The following is a 16114-nucleotide window of genomic DNA, read 5'->3' as shown; positions in this document are numbered from 1 at the left end:
ATGGCCCCGACATCATGTTGCAAACCCAACATTAGAGGCGTCGGCAGTCGCTCTTGGGTCCGCTCAGTCATTGGCCTGAAGGAAGCCTCGGGCTCAGGTAACGCGCACCACGCGCGCTTGCGCCCGCGAAACTCCGCAAGAAAATGAAACTAGGATATTTCAACACGGACGACGATGTTTCGTCGTTGGAACATTTCATTTGGTATGCGACTTTAAGTGCACTTCTGGCTTGAGATGCAGCAATATTGGGTGATGGCTGAAGTGCGCTTCCGTCCGTATCGGAGCGACTATGAAAGATGGTGAACCTCAGACCTCAAATACCTGCCGCGAATGCTCAAGTGATAGCACTGAGCCCACCGATGAGCCTCTCCCTGAATCGTGAGCGTGACCGGCGTCATATCCCGCCTGTGCCCAAGTGCGATTGATGCGTGGAACGGGCAGACGGAAGCCTGCCGTTAGGAATGTGAGGATCGGCGATCCCGAACATCTGAAAAACGAATTCTCCCTGATGGTTTGATCGCATTTGACGAGATGTGCACCTGCCGCGCCTATGCTGCAAAAACGCCATCCAATGACGACCTTGGGAACAACACGTTTCTTGATTGCAGGAGGTGATTGCCGACGAGGCGGTTCACTCGATGAACGCTGCCAACGTTATCGGCGACTGCGCCGGGGAACTCGGTCCATTCTCGACAACCTAATTCGCGTTACCGAGAAATCTAATTTATTCTGGTACCTTCGTCCTACACTAGTGTGGCGAAGTGCACTCCAAGCAGTCGTTCGCTGCAAGTTGTCATTCTGCCATTTGGCGCCAAGTTACCGTGCGCTTTCGTGCGCAAACAGTTGGCGCGCAGCGTGGCCGTGCGCAGGCCGCCGGGCAGTTGGCCCGGCCTTTGCTCGGTCGCTTGCCAAACGGTGTGCGGCTTCCCGCTTTGTCGGAATTGTCTATCACCGAACGTTGCTCTCTGGAACGAAAGTGCGATGCGATGAAGAACTTGAGTTCGGTAACCGCCAAGGTTGGAAGCACCGCAGCTGGTGCCTTCGATTTGACGACGCGCACCGCACTGGCGGTCGAAACGCATGATAGCGCGGATGGTAACCTTGGGTACCTTCCTGAGCACGAAAGCGTCCTTGTCCGGGACACGGTCGGGTCGGATCGACCAGCCAGCTTCACGCTTCAGAACGGCCTGCAGGTCGTGGTGATTGCGGATCATCGGACGCCCGTTGCGACGCAGATGATCTGGTATAAGGTCGGCTCCGCCGACGAGCCACCCGGCAAATCGGGGCTTGCGCACTTCGTCGAACACCTGATGTTCAAGGGCACATCCAAACATCCGGCGGGTGAATTCTCCCAGACCGTGCAGCGCTGCGGCGGCAACCAGAACGGCTTCACCGGGACCGACTATACCAGCTATTTCCAGCACGTGCCGCGCGAGCAGCTCGGTAAAATGATGGAATTTGAAGCCGACCGCATGACGGGTCTCATCCTCAAAGAGGAGAACGTGCTGTCCGAGCGCGACGTGGTGCTGGAGGAACTCAATAAGGGGGTCGCCAATAAGCCGGATGCGCAGCTCGCCGAGCAGATGATGGCCGCGCTTTACCTCAACCATCCCTACGGCCGCCCTGTGATCGGCTGGCGTCAGGAAATCGAAAAGTTCGATCGCGAGGACGCGCTCGCCTTCTACAAGCGTTTTTACGCGCCGAACAACGCCATCCTGATCATCGCCGGTGACGTCGACGCAAATGCGATCCGCCCGATGGTGGAGACGAATTATGGCCACATCCCCCCGCAACCATCAATTCCCGCGGAACGCCTACGACCGCAGGAACCGACGCCGGCCGCGCCGCGTACCGTGACGCTGACCGATCCCCGCGTCGAGCAGCCAACCTTGCGCCGTTATTATCTCGTGCCGTCGGCTCACCCCGCGGCCGCCGGCGAGAGTCCAGTGCTTGATGTGCTCGCGCAATTGATGGGTGGCGGCGCCAACTCACATCTTTATCGCGCGCTGGTAATCGACCAGCAGATTGCGATCACGGCGGAGACTAGCTACGAGCGTGCCTCGCTCGATCCTTCGCAATTCGAGATTTCTGCGACCCCGAAACCCGGCGTCGGATTCGGGGAGATTGAGCGCGCCATCGACGAGGTGATAGCCGATATTGCGCACAGTTGCGCGCGCGCCAAGGATCTTGAGCGGGTCAAGACGCAGCTAATCGCGCAAGCAACCTACGCCCAGGACAGCCAAGAAACGCTTGCGATCTGGTATGGTCGTGGGCTCACGACTGGACTCAGCATCGACGAAGTCCGCGGCTGGCAGGACGGCATCCGCGCCGTCACCGCCGACCAGGTGCGCGCGGCCGCTGGGAAATGGCTCGACAAGAAGCGCTCCGTGACCGGCTATCTTATGAAAGGGTCAACGCGGAATCACCAGGAGAAGCGATCATGACCTATTCCTTCACACGTCGTGCGGACTTCGCCGGTGGAGCCTCGCTCTCGACCGCGATGCTCGCCTCGCCACGTTCACTCTCCGCGGTCGGAACGCGTGGCGCGACCAAGATCCAGCGCCTGGTGTCATCTTGCGGTATAGTAGCCTGGTTCGTGCAGGACGCCACTGTCCCGTTGATTGCGATGGAATACGCATTCCGCGGCGGCGCGACCCAAGACCCCACCGATAAACCCGGCGTCGGCTACATGGTTTCTGGCTTACTCGGTGAAGGCTCCGGCGATCTAGATTCCCAGACCTTTCATGAGCGGCTCGACCGTCGCGCGATTGAACTTAACTTTGGATCGACCCGCGATGACCTCCGCGGTGCCTTGCGCACGCTCGAAGGCAACAGGGACGAGGCCTTCGACCTGTTACGGATGGCACTAACCTCGCCGCGTTTCGATGAGGCCGATGTCGAACGGATTCGTGCCAGCATGCTTGCGAACCTTCGGCATGCTTCGACCGATCCCTCGTCGCTCGCCAATCGCAAATTCCTCGAAGTCGCCTTTAACGATCATCCTTATGCTCGGGAGGCCAGAGGCACGATCGAGAGCGTGCCAAAGATCGAAGTCGCGGATCTCAAGGGCTATGTCCGACGCGTGATGGCAAAAGACACGCTCAAGATCGCGGTGGTCGGCGACGTCGATCCGGAGGCCCTGTGCAAATTGCTTGACAGGACTTTTGGCGGCCTGCCCGCCCTGGCGGAGTCGACGCCGGTGCCCGACGTGGTCGCAGCAAAACCGCCGCAGCGCGTCTTCATTCCGCTCGATGTGCCCCAGACTGTTGTGACTTTCGGCGGTCCCGGCGTCCGCCGCAGCGAGCCGGATTTCATGGCGGCCTACGTCGTCAACCACATCCTCGGCGGCACCGGTCTGACGTCGCGGCTGTTCCGCGAAGTCCGCGAGAAGCGCGGGCTGGCCTATTCGGTCCATGAGCGCTTGGTCTGGATGGATCATTCCGCCATGTTTGTCGGCAATAGCGGCACCCGCGCCGATCGCGCTGACGAGATGGTCGAACAGATCGAGAATCAAGCCCGCCGAATCGCCGTGGAAGGACCGACCCAGCAGGAACTCGACGATGCAAAGTCTTACCTGAGGGGCTCACAGATGCTGGCCCTCAACACTTCCTCGAAGTTTGCGCGAACGCTGCTGCAGCATCAGCTTGATAAGCTGCCGATCGACTATGTCAAACAGCATAACGCCGTCGTCGATGCAGTGACGTTGGAGGACGCCAAGAGGGCCGCTCAGCGGCTGTGGGGCCAGGGTCTGCTCACCATTATCGTCGGCCGCTCCCCAATGGGCGCAGCCCGGTCGACCACCGTGCCATCGGCCGCGACTTCCTCACCAGGCGCCGAGCGGCTAGGCGCCACGGCATCGCCCAAAATACCGGCCAAACCCAATTAACTCTAGGCAACGCCCCCGCGTAGCTTCGAGCCTCGCTCTCCGCTCCGCCCCGGGGTGAGAACCGGAGAGCGGTTGCTGTGGGCATAGAATCGACGAATACCGACGGGGATGTAACGCAGCCTGCCGGCCGCCTTGGAATCAGCAAGGAGGTTGTTAGCGAGGAGCGCAGTCACCAGTTCAGTCATAGGCGGCATCGGCATCTAGAGACCGGGTTGGAATGCTAGAAGGTTGGCTTTCGAGAAGCTGAGCAGCACCTCGACACAGAGGTCTTGATTCGTTGAGATTGGCCTGATTTGGCACGCCATTTGGTGCGGTTTTTTCGGTTGTGAACAACCACTTGACGCGCGCGCGGTCGGCACTGCGCCGTGTCTCCGGCGGTCTCGGCGACGGGGCCGGGGAAACTGCGGATGCGCCGCTCAAGGCATACCCGCTGCTGGCCAGTCTCGTTGAGCGAGGCGACGACGGCCAAGACGGCCCAGCGCTTGCGCCGATAACCCGTCGTTTGAACGCAACACGTGCTGAAGCTAGCCCCCTAATCAGCTTCGCCGGAGGAAAATTCTTGCTCCAGGCTTGGCGGCCCAATGCTGGCCGAGTCGTTTGCGCCGCGAAGCGTTAGACTTGTCTCTGGCTCAGACACACTTGGCAACCCGTTGTGCGAGCGCATTCCCTCCTTGAGCTCTTCCGGTGCTCACTGTTCGCCGTGCTGCCAGTCCGGAGGAATATACAGAGACAAAACTTTCAAAAGCTGGAAATCTCGGCTCCGCCATACTTGGCATCTCGTCTGCGCCTCACAAGAAGCATCTCTCTCCGAGGTGCCCCCGCAGTTTTCCTCATTCTCGCGAGGTACCCAATGGCGCGGCTCGTCGGTCGAAATAGCCTCCAGGGAACGCAGTCATCGGAGGGATTGGCGTATAGGGATGCCAGAGCGCGAGCCCAACCAGCCGCGCGTCCAGCCGCACAATCAATTTGCGAGCGATCATGTCAGCTATCGCAGCCTCAATCTCGGCCTGCATTACATTCATCCCGCTCAGCTGTTCGCGCAGGCGGGATTCAGGCGAGCCTTCGTCCGCAGCCAGAATAATTTCCCGCGCGAGGCCACTGACCCGGTGTTCGCGCTCGACTGCAATGGCTCGCGTGTCCTCGACTATGATCTCCTCGCCGCTGTCCCGCATCGACAGCATAGACAAGTTCGGCTCGTACCAGGCTTTCAGCCAGGCATCGACGCCCTTTGCGACAGCGCTTAGCCCCGGGCGGCGATTAGCGCTGCGCGCCGCGAAATGACCGCCGACATCGTCGTCTTCACTGTCTTCGAAGTAGTAAACCTGATCCGCCAGATCGCGCTCCGACAACGGATAGACGTAGCGATACGAGACGGCCGGGCGCAGCTTCAATCCATGTTTCTCGGCTGCGTAGTGATAGGGGCTGTAGCGCTGGTACCGCAAACGTACCGCAGGTCCCGGCTGTAGATGATGCAGCAGCGGTAGCAAAGGAGCCATTTCCGCATACCATGCGTCGCTCTCGCCGGGGAAGCCCCACAGCAAACTCCAACTGACCCGCACACCGTGCTGACGGCACCACTTCAAGAGTTGGACATTATGCGCTGAGCTCGTTCCTTTGCGCATCAGCTTCAAAACACGGGTATCCAGGCTCTCAATACCCGGTTGGATCCAGCGGACGCCAGCGGCAGCCAGCTTCTCCACTTCGTGGCGCTTCAGGTTGGCTTTGACCTCAAAGAAGATCGCGAGCTTCTCGGGTAGCGCGGTGAGGCGAGGCAGCGCCTTTTTAAGGTAGTCAGTGGCTAGAATATTGTCCACCGCTTCGATGCGCGACGAACCGTAGCGCGCCGACATCTCAATCATCTCCTCTGCGGCCTGCCTCGCGGGTTTCTGACGATAGGTCATCGATCCGCCGTTCAGCCCACAAAACGTGCAGTGGCTCCGCTCGCCCCACCAGCAGCCTCGAGAGAACTCCATCGGCAGCCCGGCATGGATGCGGTCGGCGTAGAGCGACGCGTTGAGCTCGGCAAAATAGTCCGAGAAATCGGGCAGCGGCAGGTCACCCATGTTCTCGATCACTGCGCGGGGCACTAAGTCGCGCGTCGACGCAGCGGGATAACCGGCCTCGCGATGCGCCGGACCGAAAACGCCAAATGGCAGGTCAGCAGGCGGAATGTCTCTGCCGCGATTAAGGATGTCCCAACACAGCGGGCCGATCAGCAAGTCGGCGTCGCCCGACACGACATAGTCGACCCATGGGAACCGCCTGTGAGTGCTCCGCCCCATTACCGACTCGCAGTTTGCGCCCCCCATGAGAGTGACAAGATCCGGTGAGCGCTCGCTCAGTCGGCGCAGCAACGCGAGCGAGGGAACATGCTGGGTGAAGGTCGAGCTGCACCCGACCATGGCCGGCCGCTGCTCCAATATCTTGTCAGCCGTCCAATCAATAAACCCGCCGATTAGCGGGCGCAGCCTGAGGAGATTCGCGCGACGCTCGGCCAACGATTTGCCTGCGTGTAACGGGTTGCGTTCGAAAAAAAGGTCCAGGAAGGCGCTTTCTTCAGGCTCGAAGTCGGGAAACGCAACGCCCGCGAACAGCCAATCAACCAGCGCTTCCTCTGGCGGGCAACTCTCAAGAGGCCCATAGTCGGCAATGCCTATGTATTCCAAAAACCAGATGTTGGTATATGCTATCGTGGCTTGCAGCCCAGCCTGGGTGAGCGCTGACTTCAGCAGACCAAGCGCCAACGACGGTCTTTCGACTGCCGACATAGGCATGTTGACTAAGACGATTGGCACATCGACACTCATGTGATCCCACATTATCCGTGTAGGTTAGGCGCGTTCGCCCGGCCACAGCCTCATGCGCTGGACGGAAATGCGAACTTCTGCGCGACTCCGTGATTGGAGCCGTGAACATGAAGTCACCTAATTCAGCGAATGCCCTAGGCGGCGCGCTTCGAGCCATGTTTTCCGTGTCACGTTCGTTGCCTGGAGACTGGGAAGCATGAACGCGCTAGTCCAGCGGAGGGGCTAGAGCCGAGCGGTGAATGGGCCGACACACCGCTTCGCTCCCGACATTAAGCGGCGCCACGCCAAGGATCAGGTCGGGTCGAACCGTTCTTGACGAAGCGCGTGCAGCGTTCCAGTCGTACTCGCCGATGTGCAAAAAAAGAGGACTTGGCTCGAAGGCGCAAGCGCGGAAGTCCTTCGGTCGCGTCCAGCGCGGAGCTACCAAAGCCCATCCGGCGGAGCTCAGGCAGGTGGTAGACCGAATGAGTTCGAGCTGCCTAGGAGAGCCCGGCACGCCAAGATCCGGTTCTGCGTTCACGTCGGTTCTGCGCACCATGAAGCCGTGGACGGTGGATGCGAAATGGCTTGCCACCCTAGTCCACACTGCGAGATGGTAAGATGCCGCAGCTCCTCGATACTGGACGTAGTACCTCAGTGCGAATCGGCATGATCTACGTCCGTGCGGCAGCCTGCGTATTTGGCAGCTTCGATGCGGCTCGTCGTCCAATTGCTGGTCTGCCAGGCGAAGCGGTCGTCGAGGTCGTCTTCGATTACCCCGGCCGCGTACAACCGATCGAGCAAGTCAGCGACTGCAAGTACGCTCGTTTCGTCTGTGGTGACCCGCATAACCAGCTCCGACGCTGTGCAGTTACCGAACGCGATGAGATCGCCAACGGAAATCGGAGCGACGTCGTCGGGCACCCGGTGTTCCATGTTGCGGGCGCGGAGCTGGAAGTACCGGTTCCCTGCTTTGTATTGCAGGTCTCTGCGGAAGCGGATCGGCAGGTGCGGGGCTGGGCTCTCGAGCATATACTGGTCGATCATGCTCTGCAGCCCCTCCCGGAACTCGTCAGGCGTCTTGAAGAAACGTTCACCCAAGATGCGGTAACCGAGCGGCCAGCGTTCGCTCCCCGGTACCGGCGTCACCAGTTGCAAACGTCCCTGCTGCATATTTACGAGGAAGCCGGAAACACACGCGATCGTGGTATGATCGCGTTCCAGCAACGCGATTGCATCATCTTTGATGGCGGACCTGAGCTTCCCCCTCTGCTCGCGCGCGCGTCCGGCGAAAGCCTTTGCGGTCGGCGCCTCCTTACCCTGCAGGATGAGTTCCACCCCTAGCAGCTCCTCTGGCGAAAACGTCATATGAATCTGATTGAGATGTGCTTTGCTCAGCACGGAGAAACGATTCGGCGTGGTGCCATACAGCTTGAACAGTCTGAGCACGCGTCTGGTGAGTGCCTGATCCTTGAGCGGCGCAACGGTCGTTGTCTGCGGCAACGCGCCCGTGATCCGATAGTAGTCGAACAGAAAGCGATCGTAGTGTGGGTTGTCCATAGGATCTGTAGCCCAGTAGCAGAAGCCAGTGCGGGCTGCCGAACCAAACACCTCGCACGCGACGCCAACTACGTCACGCCAACGCTCTGCCTGCTCTTTGCTGTAGTCGTAATAGCCTTTGAATCGGTCGGCCGAGAGGCCACAGAACCAGCAACCAACGCTGCAGCCTTCGCTCAACTCGAAAGCGATGATCGGGTACGTGACCGATAGCGACGATGCGCCCAATTCGTCGTTGCAGCGCCGGATTTGGCGCTCGCGCCAGGCATGGAAACGAGGGTTAATCGTCGACATTTCGCCTTCGTCGCGCAGGAGGTCGCGATGGCGCAACATCTCGCGCAGATGCTCGTCCCACATCGTAGCCAGCGGCCACTGGGCAGACTCCGGCTTGAAGCGGTATTTTTGGTAGTCTCCGTGCCAGAGCGGCAACATTTCCATTGGGTCAACTTCGATGCCGTAGCGCTCTGTTACCGTACGAGGGGCGTCGACGCTCTCCGAAAGCGCCTTGCGGAACTCCACGTCACCGGCTAACCGCTCCGTGAAGCGCTTGACGTGCGACAGGGTGCGCAGTTGCTCGGGGGTGCGACGGTCAAAACTCTGTCGGTAGTGTTCGGTGGCAGCGCACGTCATCACGTTACGGATAAACCTTGAAGCAGCATCTTATAAGCCTAATGGCAAATCTCACCCCGGACGAGGCCGGCTTTCATGTTCTCGTCGCACTTCTCGTCTCCTTGAGCACGGGCCAATGCGGTCAGAGCGAAAGGCATGTCAGGCCACGACCGCAACAACAACAACCAGAACAACAGCGACGGGCTCGACTGCCGAGGCGAAGTTAGAGTGCGTTTCCCCGACCTGTACGCCGCTCGTGGGCACCTCCGCAGCGGATCTGGCCGGCCCAACGGCCTGCACAACGCCGGTCGAGATCGCAACACTAGAATCCGATTGGCGCCGGCAGTCGCATCGAGCTGCTTACTAATCAACTCCTGTCGGCTTCGACACCGGGTGTAACTCTTCGCTTCATCAAGAGTAAAATTGTAGCCGTGACTTTTTCCGACCGCTACAATTGATGCAAGACCTGTAGCACTCGGTTTTGCGTTTTCGAGCAGATTGCCTTTTTTCCCTAGATCGTTCACGAATCGCTCTATCTCAGTTCGCGACACAGCCAGTCTCCACGTCTTCGCTTAATGTTGCCAAACTATGCACGAAGCCTTCGCAGGCGATCGACGCCGACAGCGCGAACAAAGCAAGCAACGCGCCAGACTGAAAATTGCTGATTTTCGCTTTATCTCACGTCGTCAACACGACAACATTGGTTTGGAACCGACAACCGGCTCACGATGCGGGACAAGATTTCGTTGTCGCTCTCTAATAAAGTCGTCCGTTCTTTGATCGCGGGCGACAGCAAACCGAGCGGCCCAGTGCAGGGAAATGAGCCCGTAGATCTGCAGCATGTTTCGGATCAGCCGCGCAAGAGCTGTCGCGCCCGTATATGGACGTATCTAATTCTGGGAGGGGGACGCCTGTGCTTCACTGAAAAATGCGGTGGAGCGTACCAGGAAGGCGGCCGGTTGCATGGCGGTTGTTCTTCGAGATTGAGTGGCTGCGCGCAAATGAGAGGTCATCGCCCTCAGTCAGGAGGGTGAAGATAGCGCGCTTCCGCGCGGGCAAGTTCGTCATACCCCAACAGTTCGAAGACGTCGTCGAGCGTCGCAATGTTGGGCTCGATACCGGCAACACCTTCTTCAGCAATGATGCGATGGCAGATCTGCCGCATTGCCGCTATTGCAGCTCGTACGGAATGGTTGGCCCAGATCACTGTTGAGATGCGGGCATTACGATAGGCAGAGACCGGTGTTCGATAGTACGTCGTTGGAACAATCACGACGGGCAATCGGCTTTGCCAGGTGCGCGTGAAGGAAAGGACCTCGTCCGCGCTGCTCTTTCGCGAGTGAATCAGGATCGCATCCGCACCCGCGTCCGCGTAGGCGTGAGCGCGTAAAATTGCGTCGTCCATTCCATGCCCCGCGATCAACGCCTCGATCCGGGCCACGAGGACCAAGTCTTCCGCGACTGTATCCTTGACTGCCCTCAGGCGGCCTGAGAATTCGTCGATATCAGCGAGGGGATGACGATCGCCAATGAGCGAGTTCATCTTTGGAAAGCAGCTGTCCTCCAGCGCAACGCCCGCAGCACCTCGCTGACGGAGCTTGCGGGCGAGGAGGCGCGCATTGTTGAAATTGCCGAAGCCGCCATCGCCGTCAACCAGAACGGGCAGTTTGGTCGAGTCCACGATCCGCTCGACCGCATCGACAAGTTGGCTCCATGACGTTTCGTTGACATCACGATAGCCGAGAGAGCAAGCAATTGAAAGACCGGACGCCCAGAGACCTTTGAACCCTGCGCGCTCGGCGATCGCAGCGGAGAGGCCATCATGCGCTTCCATGAGGACGGAGAGTTCAAGATTGGAGCAGACCTGTGCACGCAGCATTTCTGCGGGCGTGCATCGATCACGACCGTTGGCGAGTACAAATTGTGGTTCACGTTTCATGCCGAACACCCCAGGAGCGACGGTTGAGGAGCCCGACTGAGCAGCCCAACCTTCATTCGGCAATCAGTCGCCTTTTCTGACATCAAGATCAATTAGCATGCTTGATAGTTGACGGGACGTTCCTCGCCCGTCCGGTCGAGCGCGATGACCCTCTCTGTGGATCGACGCCACCTACGTGAAGGCGCCAGCTGGGGCGCATTGTCTCGGCGCGGGGATCGTCGCGATCGGCGTGCAGTGATGGCCGGTGCGAAGTCTCCGGCATGGATGTCGGCCGATCCGCGGATGGCATTCCTGAGCTGGCTCGCCAGGCGGGTCTGCACGGCCTCAAGCTAGTGAATCTCGGACGCGCATGAGAGCATCAAGGCCGCCGCCAAGGTGCTGAACGCCACATGGCAGCGCCGCCGAGTGGAGATCGTTGAAAAGAGTTCGCGCGGACTGATTCCGTTTCCCTTGTGATTCTCGGTCGGAGGGGCGCGCGCCCGTAGCGCCGCGTGGATGAATCTCCTAACTTAGTGCAACCGAACACTCGTCGACTCGCTTCTGTGAGCGGCGCGAATAGTGATGTTATCCTAGATTGAGCGTCCCAGAAGAGAATCATGCGACCGAAAACGGATGAAATCAACGGGGAGCCTATACAAACTTGATGATCATGTTGGTGTTACGACAAGAAGTTGGGTGATGAGGCGATGAGCCTCGCTCAGTGCCACCTCAGAATGTCCGTATCGGAAATTGGTGCCCGACTCTGCAACGCTATGTCGACATGCAACAATTTGCATCCACTACCAACGTTAGTAGTTGATCTGGATCAAAGACGCATGTCACTGACTAGTCGATTAATGTCGAGCCAACGTCACCTGCAGGTGTTCGGCATGGAATAACGACCACAATCTCCTCTGTCAGCGCCCCCGATTGATGTGTTGACTTGTCGCCAGCAGAGACACATAGAACGAGCGATCACGACGCGGCGGAGCCCCTTTTTGCCGATAGCTTCTGCTCCAGCGAGCACCCGGCTGGCTGAAGGAGGAATCGATGTTGGTCGCTGTTGTTGGAGCGGGGATTATGGGCGCGTCGCTCGCGCTTCATTTCGCCGCGAACGAAATGACGGTACTGTTGTTTGATGACGCCGTGCCCGGCTCTGGAGCGACCGGATCAAGTTTCGCGTGCCTAAACTTCTTTGCTGCGGCGACGTCGGACTACATGCAGTTCAGGTCTGAAGCCCTTGACTACCACATGGAACTTGCACGCCCCATTGGTCTGGTAGACGCCATCAGAGCAACCGGAACATTGCGTTGGTCAACCGATTCCACGCAGAATAAGAAGTTACTTCAGGCAGCCAGTATGGCCGCGGGGCTAGGAAGGACGGTCGAGTACCTTTCACGAAATGATGCATTGAACCTTGAGCCCAATCTTTGCATCGTGGGGGCTCCCGAAGTTATTGTGCGGGTTCCTCAGGAGGGATGGCTCGATTCTGTTTATTTCACGAAGCGCATGATCGACGCTGCCGTCGCTACCGGACTAGCCCACCGCGTCTCTGAAAAATGTACAAAGATAGAGCCTCTCAACCAAGGCGCCGTGGTCTGGACTAATCGTACTTGCTACCTTGTCGATGCAGTCGTGCTGGCCAGCGGCACCGGAATCAACGCGCTGCTTGAAGATCTCGCGTATGCGCCAATGGTTCATGAGTCGCCCAAAGTGCTGACACAAATACCGTATTTCGGCCCTCCCATCGAGCACGTTGTCTTTGCTAATCATATTCATTTCCGCGCAAACGGGCCTTCTTCTCTCATCGTCGGCAATGCCGGCGACCCCACGGGTCTTAGCGACTCTGGTGTAGAGGTCACGGCTGCCAGAGAGAATGTCTCGTTAGTAAGGGGCGAACTCAAAGACCCCTCCTTTGGGGAGTCCATTGCCGCGCGGAGAGGGACCTGCCCCGTCCCCAAAGATGGCTACCCGATCGTCGGGCGACTACCTGGTCAAACACAGATATTCATTGCGGTGACGCACGCAGGCGTCACGCTTGCCCCATATGTCGCGCTACTGCTCACCAAACAAATTGCAAGGGAAGGATCATGTGAGGTGCTTGGCGCCTTTCGACCCGAGCGCTTCTATCTCCCGATAGATCAAAACGGAATACGAAGAATCCAGTAGTTCCTGCCGATAGTCGTTGAGGGAATCTAATGAGACTCTTGAGCGTTTTATGTTGTCGCGGTGCGAGCCGCGCGCTTTGTCGTGCGTATGATGTCATAGACGCCGAATTGAACAAAGGAGTTGTGGGTGCTTTGAGAGTAGTGGAGCCGGTGCGGTTGCGGAGAAGGCGCACCTGTAGTCGCCGCGCATCGGCGAGACATTCATCGGATGTGAACGGCCCCATTTGATCGAGTAAAGGGTGCGCTTCAGCGAGCGATTTGCTCCGTTGAGTGTGCAGCCGAACAATTTGGGTGACGAGCGCGGACAGGCGACATCGAACATTGCCACCGAGAAGGATGATCACAGAATCTATGGACGGTGCGCGCGCTGGTCATGACGTATCACTACGAATGTCCAGCGGGCAAGCTCGCCGGACAGCGTCGACGTGCCGCATGGTGCCGCCATAATGTGCGCAGACGGAGATCTCGTATCCAAGAAAGGTTCGGCGCTCGCTTCTCGATCTGCTGGGGGATGGCAGACAGCGAGCTAGGCGCTCAGGGGAAAGCGACGAATGACCTGGTGCCGCAGCAACAGCCCGAGCGGTCTGCCCCCTGCCCCGCGCGTAGTGAAAAGCTCGCATCGGCACCTGTCGCCCAGAGACTTACGGTAAGCGCTTAGCCGGAACCCTTGCTTCGGGATCTGGATAGCTGTGCGAGAAGCGTCCGGCTTGGACGGAGGTCGGGATGGATTGGACAGCAAAAATGACGCGCATTTTGACGGCTCATCGGCAGTGGCGGTGAGCCGGCTGGAGGTTCTTGGACTGCCATCGAGGCGCCGTGTGCGTTCCGAAGCGGAGAGAGCTCGGATCCTCGCCGAGAGCCTGTTACCTGTGCCCAGGTGTCCGACGTGGCGCGCAAGTATGGAGAGACGCGCTGGCGGATCTAGGGCTGGCGACGGCGCTTTCGACGCCGAGGCCTGTGCCGGCGTGCGAGGCGTCGCAGCCGACATTCGCGCCGCTGGTGCTGGGAGGTGCGTTGGGGGAGCGTCAGGCGCCGGCAATCAAGCTTAAGATCGCGATCGGTGATATCGTGCTGCGGACGGATACGGCCATTGATGCCGAGCAGCTGTCCTGGGTGATCCGCGTGCTGCGAGCATCACGATGATCGCGGCCGGTGCTGATCTGAAGATCGACGTTGCAACGCGGCCGATCGGTTCGACGCTCGCCGAGGACGTCCGCTATGCCCTCAATCATTTGCAGGGGCTGAAGGCGGACGTCTCGAGCTCGACACCAACCCGCTCGAGAATGCCATCCGGCCAGTCTGCTTGACCAGGAAAAATGCTCTCTTTGCCGGTCATGAAATCGGGGCAGAAAACTGGGCCTTGCTGGCGGGATCGTCGTTACCTGCAAGCTCAACGGCGTCAAACCCGGCCGCCTACATCACCGAAATACTCGAAGCGATCATCGACGGCCATCCCCATAGCAGAATCGAAGACCTCATGCCGTGGCGATTCCGCAAAGCGTCACGCCAGCTTCAAGAGGGCCTAGGCTAAGCGCTTACGACTTATGGCTCGTGAGAGAACGCCTTCCTGTGTGCCGAGAAGTACGCGAGCGGCTCATCGAGCGCACGGACGCGAAACGGTTGCGGAGAGACGGGAAGCAGCGACGCTGCGCGCCTCAGCCGATCGTACCGTTGTCGGCGAACGTCGCGAGGAGACGGTTGCAGCACTCAATCCGACATTGAAGCGCGAACTTGCGTGCCGAGCGGACCATCGATGCAGGCACCGAGCGCGCGGTCGCGCAGGAAACAAGCACGCGAAGCGGCCGCGGCTGCCGAGGCAGCGCGATCGCTGGCGCAGCCCTCGTCCCCCTGCCGGCGGCCGTCCTTCGGACGGATACTCCGGCACGTCTGCCGGTGGAGCACGAGCAGATCATCCGGGATGATTGAGGCAAGCGAGCGGGCGCAGGTACAATCGACGAATCTCAGCGAACGAGCCGAGCCCGTAGTGGTATCTCGGCGCTGCTCGTGGGCTTCGTCTCTCCTCGGATTTCTCTTCTGAATAGCGCTCGCATTTTCAACGGCCCGTATTCGTGGTCGAGGGTAACCAGCGCACCCCGGAGGCTACGACGAAGAGGTGTGATGCCGCCGCGAAAAATACGCTTGCGGCCGAATTCGTCGGCAAGCCCGCCAACCGTCAGCAGGTGCTTGCGAACACCAGCATGTTTTCGCCTGGACTACATGCGCCAGCCCACGGGCGGGATGATATTCCTTCTCGAGCCCTGCTGGGGCGGGCTATTGTTGAAGTTGCTTCAACTGGATCTGGAGGCAAAAGCCGAGTCGTTCCCAGATTCACCCGGGCTTCTCCGGGCCATGACGCGGCGGCCTTATTCAAGGACCGGCACGCTTCAGCCCGCCTTCTTGCCGGTGACCACGACGAGCGCCTCCACCACGCGGTCGAGATCCGCCTCCTCGGTATAGAGCGCCGGCGTCAGGCGGACGCATTGCCCTTGACGACACCCGCCCGGCGCACGGAGAGCACCTTATAACTATCTCTGAGCTTCGCCACGATGGCGTCGTTGTCAGCTTCGTCGTAGGAGCCGGCCTTGTCCGGCGTCAGGATCTCGATGTCCTTGAACGCGCCCACACGGCGCAGCCAGTAGTCGCGCAGATAGCGCAGGCGGGCCTGCTTCGTCGCCGCGCCGATCTCCTGGTTGAGCGCGATCGTCGCGGGCACCGTCAACACGGTGGCGCAATTGACCGTGCCAGTGTGCACCCGCGGGCGGATGTCGGTCTCCGGAAACTCTTCGTCGCCCATGTCGCGGTCGACGTCGGCGAGGCGGTTCGTCCGGATGTCGAGGAAGCCCGCCCCGAGCGACGCGCCGTATGCAGGTTGAAGCCAACGAGGTCGGTCTTGAGCTCACCTACCTTGAAATCGAGTTGTTCCCACGAATGGGCCGCGTCGACGATGGTGCCGATGTGCTTGGCCTCGGCCATGCGCACGATCTCGGCGATCGGCATGACGAGGCCTGTCCGATGGCTGATGTGGATTGGGAGCAGGAGCCTCGTCTCGGGTTCTCGTCGAGCACCCGGGCGTAGGCGTCCAACGCGGCCTGTCGGGTCGCCGGCTCCGGCACCTAGACGATCGATTCCATGAATTTGGCGGTCATGGAACGGGACGTTTGTTTGTGGATTCTTCGTTTGCGATTGAGTG

General features: G+C 59.5%; 9 protein-coding genes and 1 pseudogene. 5 read left to right on the top strand and 5 right to left on the bottom strand.

Going from position 1 to position 16114, the window contains the following annotated elements; genetic code table 11:
• The first annotated feature begins 986 nt into the window (after nt 1-986).
• The gene (locus QSV46_RS22865) at nt 987-2444 is read left to right on the top strand and encodes a M16 family metallopeptidase (RefSeq protein WP_409997203.1); all 1458 of its coding nucleotides are present in this window, start codon (nt 987-989) and stop codon (nt 2442-2444) included.
• Between the two features lie 56 nt (nt 2445-2500).
• Nucleotides 2501-3886, top strand: a complete 1386-nt coding sequence (locus QSV46_RS22860) for a M16 family metallopeptidase (protein WP_409997202.1) — start codon at nt 2501-2503, stop codon at nt 3884-3886.
• An 830-nt stretch (nt 3887-4716) separates the two neighbouring features.
• Here QSV46_RS22860 and QSV46_RS22855 read toward each other — a convergent pair.
• The 3 genes from QSV46_RS22855 to aepX form a co-directional block, all read right to left on the bottom strand.
• Nucleotides 4717-6693, bottom strand: coding sequence for a RiPP maturation radical SAM C-methyltransferase (locus QSV46_RS22855; protein WP_314957021.1), 1977 nt, complete (start codon nt 6691-6693; stop codon nt 4717-4719).
• Between the two features lie 633 nt (nt 6694-7326).
• Entirely contained in the window at nt 7327-8859 is a 1533-nt protein-coding gene (locus QSV46_RS22850) for a radical SAM family RiPP maturation amino acid epimerase (protein WP_314957019.1), read from the bottom strand.
• A gap of 997 nt (nt 8860-9856) precedes the next feature.
• The gene (gene aepX / locus QSV46_RS22845) at nt 9857-10717 is read right to left on the bottom strand and encodes a phosphoenolpyruvate mutase (protein WP_314957401.1); all 861 of its coding nucleotides are present in this window, start codon (nt 10715-10717) and stop codon (nt 9857-9859) included.
• 1089 nt (nt 10718-11806) lie between these two features.
• Between aepX and QSV46_RS22840 the strand changes: the two genes are divergently transcribed.
• The 3 genes and pseudogenes from QSV46_RS22840 to QSV46_RS22830 form a co-directional block, all read left to right on the top strand.
• Nucleotides 11807-12925, top strand: a complete 1119-nt coding sequence (locus tag QSV46_RS22840; protein WP_314957016.1) for an FAD-binding oxidoreductase — start codon at nt 11807-11809, stop codon at nt 12923-12925.
• Nucleotides 12926-14063: 1138 nt separating this feature from the next.
• Nucleotides 14064-14231, top strand: a complete 168-nt coding sequence (locus QSV46_RS22835) for a hypothetical protein (protein ID WP_314957014.1) — start codon at nt 14064-14066, stop codon at nt 14229-14231.
• A pseudogene (locus tag QSV46_RS22830) lies at nt 14168-14455 on the top strand (transposase domain-containing protein); the annotation flags it as partial. The gene QSV46_RS22835 and the pseudogene QSV46_RS22830, both read left to right, overlap by 64 nt.
• A gap of 936 nt (nt 14456-15391) precedes the next feature.
• On the opposite strand, the gene QSV46_RS22825 reads toward QSV46_RS22830, so the two are convergent.
• Both QSV46_RS22825 and QSV46_RS22820 read right to left on the bottom strand, forming a co-directional pair.
• A complete protein-coding gene (locus QSV46_RS22825; protein ID WP_314957012.1) occupies nt 15392-15718 on the bottom strand; it encodes a hypothetical protein in 327 nt (108 codons plus the stop codon).
• Nucleotides 15640-15921: a hypothetical protein gene (locus QSV46_RS22820; RefSeq protein WP_314957010.1), complete on the bottom strand. Its 282-nt coding sequence runs from the start codon at nt 15919-15921 to the stop codon at nt 15640-15642. Before QSV46_RS22820 ends, QSV46_RS22825 begins: the two co-directional genes overlap by 79 nt.
• Nucleotides 15922-16114: the final 193 nt, after the last annotated feature.

The organism is Bradyrhizobium cosmicum (assembly GCF_032290525.1).
Lineage (GTDB): Bacteria > Pseudomonadota > Alphaproteobacteria > Rhizobiales > Xanthobacteraceae > Bradyrhizobium > Bradyrhizobium cosmicum_A.
Note: the sequence above shows the minus strand (reverse complement) of the source record. Positions and strands in the feature narration are given on the sequence as shown.